At 40.9% G+C, this 15,190-nt stretch carries 9 protein-coding genes; 5 read left to right on the forward strand and 4 right to left on the reverse strand.

Translation table 11 applies throughout. From position 1 onward, the window contains the following. Positions 1–87 precede the first annotated feature (87 nt). On the forward strand, positions 88–510 hold the full coding sequence (locus tag AC2JBO_RS20445) for a HAMP domain-containing protein (protein ID WP_496955491.1): 423 nt from the start codon (positions 88–90) through the stop codon (positions 508–510). Positions 511–576: 66 nt separating this feature from the next. On the opposite strand, the gene AC2JBO_RS20450 is transcribed toward AC2JBO_RS20445, so the two are convergent. After that, the gene (locus AC2JBO_RS20450; RefSeq protein ID WP_496955492.1) at positions 577–1,347 is read right to left on the reverse strand and encodes a slipin family protein; all 771 of its coding nucleotides are present in this window, start codon (positions 1,345–1,347) and stop codon (positions 577–579) included. A 299-nt stretch (positions 1,348–1,646) separates the two neighbouring features. Here AC2JBO_RS20450 and AC2JBO_RS20455 point away from each other — a divergent pair, with 299 nt between their 5' ends. Together AC2JBO_RS20455 and AC2JBO_RS20460 are read left to right on the forward strand one after the other, a co-directional pair. After that, entirely contained in the window at positions 1,647–3,905 is a 2,259-nt protein-coding gene (locus tag AC2JBO_RS20455; protein ID WP_496955493.1) for a transglycosylase SLT domain-containing protein, read from the forward strand. A gap of 227 nt (positions 3,906–4,132) precedes the next feature. Beyond that, entirely contained in the window at positions 4,133–6,859 is a 2,727-nt protein-coding gene (locus AC2JBO_RS20460) for a protein kinase domain-containing protein (protein WP_496955494.1), read from the forward strand. 178 nt (positions 6,860–7,037) lie between these two features. Here the strand turns inward: AC2JBO_RS20460 and AC2JBO_RS20465 are convergent, their stop codons facing one another. Next, positions 7,038–8,642, reverse strand: a complete 1,605-nt coding sequence (locus AC2JBO_RS20465) for a 2-isopropylmalate synthase (protein WP_496955495.1) — start codon at positions 8,640–8,642, stop codon at positions 7,038–7,040. Positions 8,643–8,740: 98 nt separating this feature from the next. After that, positions 8,741–9,265: a low amplitude/bright protein LabA gene (gene labA / locus AC2JBO_RS20470; RefSeq protein WP_019491762.1), complete on the reverse strand. Its 525-nt coding sequence runs from the start codon at positions 9,263–9,265 to the stop codon at positions 8,741–8,743. Between the two features lie 1,013 nt (positions 9,266–10,278). Here labA and AC2JBO_RS20475 point away from each other — a divergent pair. Beyond that, positions 10,279–12,609 carry a CHASE2 domain-containing protein gene (locus AC2JBO_RS20475; RefSeq protein WP_496955496.1) on the forward strand — a complete coding sequence of 777 codons (2,331 nt, stop codon included), beginning with the start codon at positions 10,279–10,281 and terminating at the stop codon, positions 12,607–12,609. Positions 12,610–13,021: 412 nt separating this feature from the next. Beyond that, positions 13,022–13,489, forward strand: a complete 468-nt coding sequence (locus AC2JBO_RS20480; protein WP_496955497.1) for a hypothetical protein — start codon at positions 13,022–13,024, stop codon at positions 13,487–13,489. A 107-nt stretch (positions 13,490–13,596) separates the two neighbouring features. Here the strand turns inward: AC2JBO_RS20480 and AC2JBO_RS20485 are convergent, their stop codons facing one another. Then, on the reverse strand, positions 13,597–14,781 hold the full coding sequence (locus tag AC2JBO_RS20485) for a hypothetical protein (protein ID WP_496955498.1): 1,185 nt from the start codon (positions 14,779–14,781) through the stop codon (positions 13,597–13,599). Between the last annotated feature and the right edge of the window lie 409 nt (positions 14,782–15,190).

Consider the following 15,190-nt stretch of genomic DNA (forward strand, 5'->3'; position numbering starts at 1 on the left):
CGGATTGGTGGGGTATTTCTCATTTATTCGAGGATAAAAAGCAGTTAATAATCTGGCTAACCAGTTGATGGACATCTAGATAACTACTTGGCATTACCACTGCAAATTAGTCAAATGAATCTTAATGCCAAACCGGCAGCGTTAGGTATTAATGTACTACTGAGAGTATATACGGCAAGCTGGATTACTAGGTCAATTTTACGTTTAGTTAAAGCAACAGAAGCAATTTCCAATGGAGAGCTAGATCAAATCGTTCAGGGAAGTAAAATTCATGAAATCAACGTTCTTGCTGTTGCTTTTAACTGGATGGCAAAACAGTTACGTTCTGCTTTTATGGACTTGGAAACGCGCGTTTTTCAAATAACTGAGGCATTAGAAAATACGCTTCAAGAATTGAAACAAGCGCAAACGCATCTAGTCCAAACGGAAAAAATGTCGGCATTAGGGCAAATGGTCGCAGGGTTGCTCACGAAATTAATAATCTTGTTAACTTTATTTATGGCAATCTAACTTATATTGATGATTATACAATTGTCGTCATCATTGTAGAGACGTTACATGTAACGTCTCTACAAATTACTGTTGTTCAACCCGCACTGGCGCCTCCGATAATTTCCTTGCCATATTCAAAAAATCAGAAGGCAACATAATTACTGTAGTTGTATTATTCTCTGCGCCAACTTCTGTTAACATTTGTAAACGTCGTAACTCTAAGGCAGCAGGATTCTCAGCAATTAATCTCGCAGCTTCTGCTAATTTAATTGAAGCTTCTTGTTCGGCATCAGCTTTTATTATCCGCGCGCGTTTCTCACGGATAGCTTCAGCTTCTTTCGCCATCGCACGCTGCATCGAAGAAGGTATTTCTACGTCTTTCATTTCCACCCGCTCGATGACTACACCCCAAGGTTCAGTAATTTCATCGACGATTTCTTGAACTTTGACGTTTATTTTGTCGCGGTTTTGTAACACATCGTCCAAAATATTTTGACCAACTACGTTGCGTAAAGTTGTTAGTGCAGCTTGGTATACAGCAACTTGATAATTTTCTACTTTGTTAATTGCTTTCGATGGGTCAAGAATTCGGTAGAACAGAACAGCATTGACGCGAATCGTAACACTATCTGCGGTTACTGTTTCTTGTGGCTCAATATTTACTGTCTTAGTACGAATATCAACCTGTGCTTTTTGATCGATTATCGGTAATATCCAATACATACCAGGTCCTCTAACCCCGTTAGTTCTACCTAAACGAAAAATTACACCCCGCTGGTATTCTCTATCAAGCTTGAGTCCCGAAAGCGAAAGGATTATTAAGAAAGTGAAAAATGTACCTATAAGAGTTCCCATACATGCTAGTAATAATATGATGTAGCTCTATTTTATACAATAAAATATTGTATTAACTAGATGTATAAGATTTAATCTTGTTACAAAATAATAAAGAGAATTTGTCAATTGATCCCCAAAACGCGCGGGAGATTGTAAACTGTTTAGGAGTCACTCGGATGTAGCTAGGAGGCACCAATGCAAAATAATGCAAATATTAAATTTGAGTTGAATTCCAATTTAAATTTCTAATATACGTTCTCCCTGCCTCAACTAGTGCTAATGTTGCATTCAATAAACGTCACTTTCAGCGGGTTGAAATGCTGAAGAAGCTACAAAAAAAGCAAATTTCTCTGATTGCGGGTGCTGGGTTGTGTGCCTTTCTAGCTGGAGCTTTGGTTTCAGCCCCTGAGATTGGCAAAAACTTTGGTAATTTATTCAAATTTGGTAAGGATAAGCCTGAACTCCTAACAGAAGAAGCCAAAGCCAAATCAACTGTACTGCCTCTGGTCGTACAATCCCCACAACAACGGACGGCGAAACTTGAGGCTATTGCCAAAGGTTCAGATTCTATTGACCGCAACCGCGCACGCTACCTTTTAGCAAGCGATTCGATTGATAAAAAAGATGCTAAAACGGCGTTAAAACACCTTGAGGGTCTTGAAAATGACTATTCGCAATTGGCGCCTTATGTCATTCTCAGACAAGCGCAAGCACACGAAATATTAGGTGAAGATGGCAAAGCGTCAGATTTACGGCAAAAAGTAATCAAAGACTATCCGACGCACCCAGCCACAGTGAAAGCGCTCTATTTGATTAGCACTAAAGAATACCAAGATAAAGCACTTGCTCAATTTCCATCACATCCCCTAACTTGGGAAATAGCTAAGAAGCGGTTGAGTGAAAACCCAAACCAACCCCAATTGTTGGTGGACTTAGCAAAATACTCGTTCGACCAACCCGGTATTGTTGAAGTTTTGAACAAACTCGACAACGACCCAACCCTTAAACCGGAAGAGTATGAAGTTTTGGGAACTGCATTTTGGGAAAATAAAGAGTTCGGTAAAGCTTCAAGAGCTTATGGTAAGGCGCCTCGTACTGCCCGAAATCTGTATCGGACTGGACGTGGTTTACAAATTGGTGGACAGCGCGAACAAGCTGTTGCAACTTACCAGGCATTAATGAAAGAATTTCCAGAAGCGCGCGAAACAGGAACTGCGTTGCTCCGAATGGCAGAAATGGCATCTAACAAGAAAGATGCGATACCATACCTTGACGCTGTTGCCAGTAAATTCCCTGACAAAGCTGGCGCTGCTCTAGCTAAAAAAGCAGAAATTCTCAAATCAATAGGCGATGGCAAAGGTGTAGAAGCTGCAAACAAGCTGCTAATTGATAAATTTGGCAATACTGAAGAAGCGGCCGAATACCGTTGGAAGGTCGCTCTCGATAGAGCCAAAGCTAAAGATTTCAAAGCCGCTTGGCAGTGGGCTGAAACAATTGCTACCAACAACCCCGATAGCATTTTGGCGCCACGTGCAAGTTTCTGGGTCGGAAAATGGGCATCTCTGTTAGGAAAACAAAACGAAGCCAAACAAGCATACGAATATACGGTTAGTAATTTTCCATTCTCGTATTACGCTTGGCGTTCAGCAGGACTTCTGGAGTTAAACGTTGGAAACTTCAACAATGTTAGACAATTAAACCCACAAGTTGTAGAACTCGCGCGTCCTGTACCTACAGCAGGTTCAGAAACATTCAAAGAATTATACCTGTTAGGACAAGACCGTGATGCTTGGTTGCAATGGAACACTGAATTCCAAAATAAAATGCAGCCTACCATCAACGAACAATTTACCGAAGGTTTAATGCAACTTGCAAGAGGTGAGAATCTCAAAGGTATCAACACGGTTTCGACGCTCGAAGACCGTGATGTACCTGAAGATTTAGCACAGTATCAAGCTCTGAAAAAGCAGCTTATCTACTGGCAAGCGCGCTATCCTTTCCCTTACATTGACCTCATCGAAAAATGGTCAGCGCAGCACAAAGTTAACCCCTTGCTCGTGACATCTGTTATCCGTCAAGAGTCAAGATTTGAAAAACAAGTTAAATCAACAGCAGGCGCCACTGGGTTGATGCAGGTAATGCCAGCAACAGCCAAATTTATTGCACCGCAAATCAAACAGGATATCAAGAACATCAAACTTGAAGACCCCGACAATAACATAATGCTGGGAACTTGGTATTTAGGACATACCCACGACCAGTATAAAGATAACTCGTTACTGGCAATTGCATCTTACAACGCTGGTCCAGGCAACGTTTCCAAGTGGCTAACAACCTTACCAAAAGACGATGACAACTTTGTCGAAAGCATTCCCTTCGACGAAACCAAAAACTACGTTCGTCAAGTCTTTGGAAACTACTGGAACTATCTGCGGTTATACAACCCTGAAATGTCGCAAATAGTAGCAAAATACTCTACCGAACATCCGACATTACCTCACGAAGGTTCCGCACAACAACCAGCATCACAAAAACCTGCTGCAACACAGCAAAAGGCTGAAAAACCAAAACAGTAGGATAAAAGGTTGCAGGGAAAGTCTTTTTCTTCCCTTCACCTTTTATCTGAACTTAACTTTACAACTGTCGCAATAGCTGGCGCCTCAAGTAATGCAAAAGAGCGCTTGTAAGTGATTCTCTTTACTACGATAATATATAAGAAAATTTTATAATAAGTTTACAAAATTTTCACGCTTGTGTGGGAATCCTATAAAGGAAGCGATAACATGCAGCACAAGGTGAGAATATGCCTTTAACTTCGAGAGTCCCAGGTTATGAAATTACGGAAGTAATTTATGAAGCTGAGAATACAACAGTATATCGAGCAAAATCACAAAAAAATAACCTGCCTGCGATTTTAAAGGTTATGAACACGGAATATTCAACTTCAGAGCAGGTTAATCGCTTAAAACGCGAGTTTAAGATTTGCGAAAACTTGAATTTAGAGGGAGTTGTCAAAGTTTACGGTTTAGAAACGCATCAAAATCAGCTTATCCTGGTAATGGAGGATTTTGGTGGTATTAGTCTTAAGGATTTTTTATCTACACACAGCTTATCGCTGGAAATCTTTCTTCTCATCGCTTTACAGTTAGCGGAGTCTTTGGCATCTTTACATGGTCAACACATCATCCATAAAGATATCAAACCAAGCAACATCATTATTAATCCACAAACGCTACAAGTCAAAATTACTGATTTTAGTATTGCTTCAAGGTTTCAGGATGCTGAACTTGATGACTCGACTCAACTCGAAGGGACACTCCCGTATATATCCCCAGAACAAACTGGACGGATAAACCGTAAAGTTGATTATCGTACTGATTTTTACTCCCTAGGTATAACATTCTATGAGCTTTTAACAGGTCAGTTACCCTTTGCAAGCAATGACCCATTAGAGATTGTATACGGACACACCGCTAAAGAACCAACGCCAATTCGAGAATTAAGTCAAAAATTATATGAGGAAATTCCTGAAGCTATTGCATCTATTGTTAACAAGTTGATGGCAAAGAACCCAGACGCGCGTTATCAAAGTGCATCTGAGTTATTAAATGATTTGGACGAGTGTTTAAATGATTGGAAAACTACGGATAAGCTTACAAAAGCAGCACCATTTAATAATATATATAGAACATCGAGTACTACAACAAGTAAAGAAGTCTTAGACTTAGCAACGGTGATCAAAGCAACGAGTGCAATATCAAGCGAAATAGTTCTTGATAAATTGCTTTTCAAATTACTACATATCATTATCGAAAACGCTTCTGCTCAAATTGGTTGTATTATTCTTGAACGTGATAACGAATTATTTATCGAAGTTGCTGACACAAATCAAGATGCATCAGTAGTTCAACTACAATGCACACCTGTTAATACTAGCAGCAATATTCCAGTGACTGTGATTGATTATGTTGCTACAACTAAAAAACCATTAGTACTAGCCGATGCTAGTCAAGAAAATATTTTCCTAAAAGACCCTTATATTCTCAACAAACAACCCAAATCTATTTTATGCACACCAATTTTCTTCCAAAGCAAATTTATTGGTCTAGTTTACTTAGAAAATAACCATTATACAGGCGCCTTTACCCAAGAAAGACTGCAAATTCTCCAAGTTCTCACCTCACAAGCAGCTATCGCGATTGAAAACGCGCGTTTGTTCAGTGCAGAACAACAAAAATCTCAACAGCTTGCTGAATCATTAAATAAAATAGCACAGCAAGAAGAACAGTATCGAGGTATCTTTGAAGCAGTCACCGATGGTATTGGTATTTTTGACATTGATACCGGAAAATTACTAGCGTCAAATCCAGCTTACTACACAATGCATGGTTATACTTGTGACGAATTTATACAATTAAACCCTTTAGACTACATACATCCAAACTCGCATTATTTGTTTAGCGAGTTTATTAACGCTGTAAAATCGGGTAAGTTATATACTTGTCAAGCAGTAAATATTCACAAAGATGGCACTTTATTAGATATTGAAGTTAAAGGTATACCATATTCTTTGAATAGTGTAGCTTGTATTTTAGCAGTAGTACAGGATATTTCCGAGCGTGAGCGCACTCTGAAAGCACTCTCACAACGCTCGCAAGAACTAGAGCAAACCTTATCAAAACTTCAACGTACTCAATCTCAACTAGTTCAAACCGAAAAAATCTCTCAACTTGGACAACTCGTAGCAGGTGTTGCCCATGAAGTAAATAACCCCGTTAGCTTTATCAACGGTAACTTAGCTCATGCAAAACAATATATAGAAGACTTAATTAATATAGTCAAATTGTACCAAGAAAAATACCCCAAACCTGATAGTGATATTGAAACCGAAATTGAAAATATTGACCTTGAGTTTTTGCTTGAAGACCTGCCAAAACTAATTATTTCCATGAAATTAGGCACTGACCGCATCCGTGATATTATGCAGTCACTTCGCAACTTTTCGCGCTTAGATACAGGTAAAAAAATCAAAGTTGATATCCACCAAAGCATCGAAACAACATTAATCGTACTTTCTCATCGTCTCAAAGCAAAACCCGAACGTCCAGAAATTAAAATCATCAAAGAGTATGGAAAAATACCATTATTGCCGTGTTTTTCCGGTCAAATCAACCAAGTGTTCATGAACTTACTAGCAAACGCTATTGATGCGTTAGATGAATCTAATACAGGTAAAACTTACGATTATATTGAGAAAAACCCTAATCAAATTAAAATAACTACCGAACTAGTAAACGATTCTACACCTCACATTCAAATTAAAATCGCCGATAACGGTTTAGGAATGACCGACCAAGTGCGGCAACAATTATTTAATGCATTTTTTACCACCAAAGTAGAAGGCAAAGGAACAGGTTTAGGACTATCAATAAGTTACCAAATCATTACAGAAGCACATCATGGAACATTAGAATGTTTCTCATCCAAAGGAAAAGGCGCCGAATTTGTTATCAAGCTCCCACTCAATTAATCCCCCCCAACCCGGAGCATTACTCTTAAAAAAAAGGATAATGTAGATATATATCATATAGATATAATTAAATGACACGTACTATTCCCACTCGAGAATCCCTAACTATATAGATAAGAAATTTGAGAATTCCCAGTTTATTGAATAAGCTGGGAAATGCACAGGCGGGACGCCTATGCTACGGGTTGCTGGCTAATTGCGCGTGTTGGCGTTGTTGCTGCAAAGCTGCATACAATCGATTCAGTGCATTCACGTATGCTTGCGCTGATGCCACAATAATATCGGTGTTAGCTGCATGACCCGAAAAAACACGCCCTTCATGTTGCAAACGAATCGTTACTTCTCCAAGCGCATCAATTCCCGCTGTCACTGATTGTACAGAAAACTCGATTAATTGATTCGGTACATTCGCCACACGGTTAATAGCTTTGTAAATTGCATCAACTGGCCCTGTACCTATTGCTGCATCCGTTAAGTCTTCCCCCGAAGGATTACGTAAAGTTACGGTTGCTGTTGGACGCGCGTGGTCTCCACACGACACCTGTACCAGTTCGAGTTTAAACAATTCGGGCGCCTGTTTAATTTCGTCGTTGACTAATGCCTCTAAGTCCCAGTCGGTTATTTCTTTCTTTTTATCAGCGACTTCTTTAAACCGAACAAACGCTTTATTTAAGTCTGTCTCTGATAACTCATAACCTAACTCTTTCAACCGAGTTCTAACTGCATTGCGCCCAGAATGTTTACCTAAAACGATTTGGTTCTCAGTTAATCCTATTAACTGAGCATCCATAATTTCATAAGTCAGCTTGTTTTTCAAAACCCCGTCTTGGTGAATACCTGACTCGTGAGCAAACGCATTGGCACCAACGATAGCTTTATTCGGTTGTACTAACATTCCCGTCAAACTAGATACTAAGCGGGATGTCTTATATAGTTGACGTGTGTCGATGTTTGTCAGTGATTCTTCGGAGTTTGCTGGTCTACCAAAGTAGGGGTTAAAGTACTGCCGACGTACATGTAATGCCATTACTAACTCTTCTAGTGCAGCATTTCCCGCGCGTTCGCCAATACCATTGATAGTACATTCGAGTTGACGGGCGCCGTTTTTGACTGCTTCTAAAAAGTTCGCGACAGCCAAACCCAAGTCATCATGACCATGAACGGAAATAATCGCTTTGTCAATATTGGGGACATTTTCTTTTATCCCCTTTATTAATGCTCCAAACTCACTTGGTGTGGTATAACCAACTGTATCGGGAATATTTACCGTTGTGGCGCCTGCATTAATAGCTTTTTCTAATACTTCGTATAAGAATTCTGGGTCAGAACGCCCAGCATCTTCGGGTGAAAATTCGATGTCGTTGGTAAAAGTTTTAGCATACGCGACCATTTCCTCAGCGATAGCTAAAACTTCGCGTCTAGTTTTCTTCAACTTATATTCAAGATGAATGTCCGAAGTTGCGATAAAAGTGTGAATTCTACCTTTGGCTGCACCTTTAATAGCTTCTGCTGCTGCTTTGATATCATCATGACGTGCGCGCGCCAAACTACATATAATTGGTCCTGAAGGAGTCCCAACAGTTTGGGCTATTTTGCTGACTGCTTCAAAGTCACCAGGACTGGCAAATGCAAACCCAGCTTCGATGATATCTACACCAAGACGTGCTAACTGCTTGGCTATGACTAACTTCTCATCCATGTTGAGCGTGGCGCCTGGAGACTGTTCGCCGTCGCGGAGTGTAGTATCGAAGATGATGACTTGGTCTAGTGTACTGTTATTCATGGAGGTAACTTAAGAACGTTTTTAGTAGATACAAAATATTTTCAACTCTTGTCCAACTTGATGTTTATAAGTTTTAATATTGTTAAGAAATACTAAGATTATGGACCTTCGGTTTTTTCGATAACTTCACGAATATCGTTTAAATCTATATACCTGTCCGTAGCATTACGTAGTTCTCTTGCTATCATTCCTTCGGTTGATACAACAGTTATATGAGTATTTTTAGAACGTAATAATTCGATTGCTCGCTCGAAATCTCCATCACCACTAAACAAAACAACGCGGTCGTATTGGTCTACAGTATTAAACATGTCAACAACAATTTCTATATCTAAATTAGCTTTTTGTGAATAGCGACCCGAAGTATCATCATAATATTCTTTTAAAATTTTAGTCCGGACGGTATAACCTAAACTAATAAGAGCATCGCGAAAACCTCTTTGGTCTTGGGGGTCTTTTAAGCCAGTGTACCAGAATGCGTTAATCAACGTTGTTTCCGACTGCTCGTATTTAAAGTATTCTAGCACTCGTCGCGGGTCAAAAAACCAACCATTCTTTTGTTGAGCGTAAAACATATTGTTTCCGTCTACAAAAATAGACAGACGATTCATAGTAGTACCCATAGAAAATAATACCTACATATATAGAATAAGAATTAAGATTAAACAAGAGGTGGCAGCAATTTAAAATGTTAAGACTGCTAGTATCTATAAAAATAGTTGACGTGTATAGCTTTTATCCAGCATTACTCCTAATTAAATAGTTTGAACATTTATTACAGTACAGCTATTGAGGTTTACACTTTTACCCAGGTAGGTGGATATATGTTCCCTACAATTGCAATTTACCAATAAATTAGACTTCATAACAGTAGACCGAATCGGTATATCAATCCAGTTTACTCCCAAAGAGGTATGAAATTAGCAACTGTAAACCTTATTAACTTGCGAACCTCGTATGCTTTATCGTCTTGCACGATAAATGAACAACACTCCTTGAAGCTTCATGACCCCGTCAGAAATTAGTTTCATATGGAAGCAAGAATTGCATGTCATGATGCCACTATGTATATTGACAACATACATATTGAGGGGTATTTGTACTATAGTTGCGAGTCGGTTTACTTGTGGACAATAAATTCTCCTACCTGTATCTACATCTTCTATTGTTCCCAAGATTCGTCAAAAATTCTCTATATCACTTGTCAATAGGAGTTTGTCCCTTTACTTAAATAGCGCGCTTTAATTTTATTATTCCTCTATATCGTTATATATCGTTATATATATAAAGTTTGACTCCAATTGAACATCGGCGCCATCATAAATAGGAATAACCGAAACGGAGCTTTGTATTTCACCGTAGGCACAGTATTTATGAAACAATAAGTTTGATGAATACGGAGGTTTTTTGACCAGGGAGGCACGTCGTAATACATGAAATGTCAATCCACAGCTATACTTGGAACGAGCGTTTAAGCAACGTGCGTTCTTTGTACACAGAGTTAATGTAGACAAATAATAGATGAGTATAAATTACTAACAAAAAAATGTTCATATAAGTATAATTTCCAGTTTTTGGTTTTAAAGTGCGTGTAAATAATTAAGAAAGTTTACGTAAATTAACTAGATATTACGATATGAAAGAAAAACCTACATCTACCTTAACTGAAAAATATGTCCCGGCAACAGACCCCCAGTCAGGTAGAACAAAATCTACTTCAACGACTCATGGGCGCCAATCAAAAAAGATAGCGCGCTTAGGTAACATCTTAGCGGGAGCATGGACGGTAGGTGCAGCGTTATTGATGGCTTCCAATTTACGGCTACCGAAGACGATGGATTTGCAGGCACAATCAGCATTTTATCAACTTCGTGGACCGATTGCACCGCCAAAGGATATTGTGATTCTAGCGATTGATGAACAATCTATATCAACGCCAGCAGTCTCTTACGCAACTGACTCTGTAAAATATCGTCATCTGGAGCCTTTAAAAGGATTTCCTTATAAGCGTGAAGCGTATGCGCGCGTTGTGGAGAAACTCGTTCAAGCAGGAGCGCGCGCTGTTGCATTAGATGTCGTCTTCGACTTGCCTAGTAGTCATGGTAGAGAAGATGACCAAAAGTTTCGAGAAGTATTAAAACGCTATGGCAGTAAAGTTGTTTTAGCTGCGTCTTATGAAACTTCTGAAACTCCCAGTGGTTTTGTTACACAATTACGTCCTCCTCAAGAGTTTCTTCGCGTTGGTTCTGTCTTCACTGGTTCAGCAAATTTTCCGCTTGAAGTCGATGGTAAGATTCACCGTTTTGCAAGTGAGTTCCCTAAACAGCTTAGTGAAATCGAAGGTAGCTTGTTAGAAAAAATACCAGACTTTAGTACAGCGACTTTACGAGCAGCAAATATCGACTTTCCTAAACCCAAAGGTGACCGCATTTATTTTCGGGGTTCTGCGGGTAGTTTTGAAAAAATTCCGTTTTGGCATGTTTTCGACCAAATGTTTTGGGAGAGCAATTTACAGTCTGGAAAGGTGTTTAAAGACAAAATTGTAGTGGTAGGCGCCACTGCGACAATAGCAAATGATTTTCATGATGTTGCTACCAACTGGCTGTTTCCAGAAAGGATGACAGGGGTGGAGGTACATGCGAATGCAATTGCGACTCTCATGGAGGGTAATTCGCTCTTGATCGCAATCAATAATCAAATGGCAAGTAGTTTATTTGTGCTAGCATTAGTTGGTAGCAGTGCGTATCTTGTCTCTAGAAATAAATATAACCGAGTTCGATTTGTGTCTTGTTTAGGCATAGCTATTCTTTGGGGAGGAATTAGCTATATATTATTTGTTTCGAGCCAGTTATTTTTACCAACAGCAATACCTATAATAGCATTAGTAGCGATTGGAATATCTTATTTAGGCGTTGAAATAGCTATTCAACAATTAAGAAAAATACAATTGGTTGATATTATTAAGAAGAATCCGCATTCTCGGATTGCTCAAGAGATTCTTAGTCAGCATGAAGACCTTATAGATTTACTTAAAGAGCGAGAGATAGAAGTTTCTGGTAAAGTTCTTGATGGACGTTATCGCATCGTCAGTGTTTTAGGTTCAGGTGGATTTAGCGAAACTTATATTGCCGAAGATATAAGACTTCCAGGTAATCCTTTATGCGTTGTCAAACAACTTCAACCAGTGAATAATAAGCCTGAACAAATGGAAGTTGCGCGGCGCCTTTTTAGTTCCGAAGCTCAGACTCTTCAACAATTAGGAGTATATCCTCAGATACCTCAACTTTTGGCTTATTTTGAAGAGGAAGAAGAATTTTATTTAGTTCAGGAATATATTCTTGGTAACGCTCTTAGTCAAGAACTGCCATCAGGAAAGCGTCATAACCAAGCTTTTGTAATTGATATGTTGCGTGAATTGTTACAGATTTTAGTGTTCGTGCATAAAAACGGTGTAATCCACCGTGATATCAAACCAAGTAATATTATGCGCCGAAAAAGTGATTATAAACTTGTGCTGATTGATTTTGGCGCCGTAAAACAAGTCTCTACAAATTTACTTGAAAATCAAGAAGATACGGCATTTACTATTGGTATTGGTACAAAAGGTTATGCTCCAAGAGAACAATGCTTTGGGCGCCCGCAATATAGCAGTGATATTTACGCAGTTGGGATGATTGGTATTAAAGCATTAACAGGAATATCTCCGCACGAGCTTCAGCATGATGATAACGGCGAATTAATATGGATGGAACGCGCGGAAGTTACAACTGGTTTTGCCAATATACTTAACAAAATGGTGCGTGATAGTTATACAGAACGCTATCAATCTGCTTCATATGCTCTTGACGCATTAGATAAATTAATTTCTTCAGAAATTACTCAATCATCACCTTCTGAGCAATCAACTATTGATAGTCTATCTGAAGAATATTCCGATACCCCGACTATTCCTTGGGATGGTAAGTAGCATATCTGTCCCAGATGTGCGTCAGGTCAGGCGAGACGCCGTGAGCCGACCAAATTTAATGACACGGACTAATAGTGATTCAATTTCTCGGGTTGGCGCCTTACTTTAACTCTCTTTACTTATATCTCTGTGTACTCTGCGTCTCTGTGGTAAAAACATATACAGCTAAAATTAATGACATAGATTTCTAAATAGGGTTTGCTGAAAAACTCCACAAAATTAATTTAGACGCGCTCACAGTACAAAAAATGGTTGTTTCGGAGGTTAGCTTACAAATCAAGCCCTCATTTTTTCACCCTTACATGGTAAAGATTCTAGTTATATTCAGCAAGCCCTAAATAATTACATAGACAAGTAGAGACATTACACGTAATGTCTCTAGCCGAAAGGAATCATAAATAATAGTCGTTAGGTGCTTGGTCGAGTTGATGGGTCTTTTGTTGCATCAGATGGTGGACGAATTGGTGTTACGGGAGTATTTACAACCGGAGGCGTTACAGGAGTATTTACAACCGGAGGCGTTACAGGAGTATTTACAACTGGAGGTGTTACAGGAGTATTTACAACTGGAGGTGTTACAGGAGTATTTACAACTGGAGGTGTTACAGGAGTATTTACAACTGGAGGTGTTACAGGAGTATTTACAACTGGAGGTGTTACAGGAGTATTTACAACTGGAGGTGTTACAGGAGTATTTACAACTGGAGGTGTTACAGGAGTATTTACAACTGGAGGTGTTACAGGAGTATTTACAACTGGAGGTGTTACAGGAGTATTTACAACTGGAGGTGTTACAGGAGTATTTACAACTGGAGGTGTTACAGGAGTATTTACAACTGGAGGTGTTACAGGAGTATTTACAACTCCTTTCACTTCTTGATATACAACATACTGGTGTTCCTACATATTGTGTGCTTGCATTAGTCACCACATAAAGTTGAGACAGCTGGTCACATGAGGCGACTATGCGAACATTGCACGCCGTGCTCAAGCCAACTCCCTGATTGCTTCAATGGCAGCTGCCCTTGACTCTGCAGCCGCGGCTGCAGCTGCTTCAATCATCTTTGTCACAATGATGGTACGTGCTGCATCCACATCTGACATTGCAGGAGACTCCTCCAAAGACGTTGTAACCTCAATTTCAGCTGCCTGGCTCGGATCTGATAGCCAATCTGCCGGTGCCGCCGCTGCCTCCAAAATGCCCTGCTGCTGCTGCTGCTGCTGCTCCTCTGTGAATGTGTGCTGTGCTGTGTCATGGCTGCTTGTCATCTGCTGCTCCTGCTGCTGTTGCTGCTGCTGCTGCTGCTGCTGCTGCTGCTGCTGCTGCTGCTGCTGTTCAAGCAGCTGATCCACCAGTACAGTCGGTTCAGCGGATGAGTCAACAGCTGGCAGCTGGTGCTCTGCTGGCGAGCTACTTGTTGCTGCTGCATGATCACCTTCTGCTGCTGCTGCTGGTGCCGGTGCTGCCATGGCTGCTGCCATTGCTGCTGCAATTTCATCGCCTGGTAGACTCAGAGCAGCTGACTCAAAGATCAACCCACCCGTCGCTGCTGCTGTGTCATCTTTCAATGTTGAAGAGGCAGTACCTGAGGCGCTGCTGCTGCTGCTGCCGGCGGCAGCGCGCATTGCAGACTCAATGGGTGCGCCAGCCGCTGCAAAGAACATGCTCAGAGGTCCACTCAGGATGCTTGTGGACTGCAGCAGCACAGCTTCGGTGACATGTGCGGTGCCGACACTTGACACTGGTACCTGCACAGTGAATACGGTGACAACTTCCACTGCTGCTGCTGCTGCTGCTGCTGTTTCTGTTGGTGGTACTGCCGACATGTCCTGCGACCATCCATCAAAGTCTGCTGTAGCATGAGCTGGTGCCTCCATACTGCCAAGCCCTTGCTCAGTACCTGCACCTGCTGTTGTTACATCCCACATTGTAACACTGTCATCCTGCAGAAGCATACGCCTGGCATGTGTGCTGCTGCTGTCACTTGCTGCTGCGGCAGCAGTCCGACCAGCTGCTGGTGTGCTGCTGCTGCTTCTGCTGTTGTTGGAGACGATGTTTCCTGAGCAGCTGATGCTGTCGATGTTGACTTGCCACTCCTGCAGGGACAGTGCTGCTGCATACGATGATGCCACCACCTGACGGTACTGCTCAATCGTCTGCATTAACAGCACAGCAGCAGCGCAGCAGCGGCGACACAGAAGGTTGAACAATCAGCACATGCTTCCAGCTCCTGTCACCACAGACACCCAGCAAGATCGTTCACATGCCGCCCTGATAAGATGTGGTGACCCAACGCAACTGCCAGCAAGCGTGCCTGCATACTCGCCTGCTGGCGTGTGTGGTGCAGAAGACTGAGTAAGCATTGACAGTGTGAGCATTTCAGCTATCTATCAGCATTATAAGGTGTTTATTACATTTATCAAAAGTGATCTCTCCAGTTTTACACATATCTCACCTTAGGGCCCTTGAACCACGTGTTGCAGCTGTCCTGTGCCCCAGCACCAGCCACCCCTGGAACAGCAACAGCCACCTTGAAACCCATAGCCTGCAGCTGCGGCGTAGCAGCAGCATAGTACGAAG

The sequence above is a fragment of the Calothrix sp. CBUCES-K 9914 genome, from assembly GCF_059640475.1.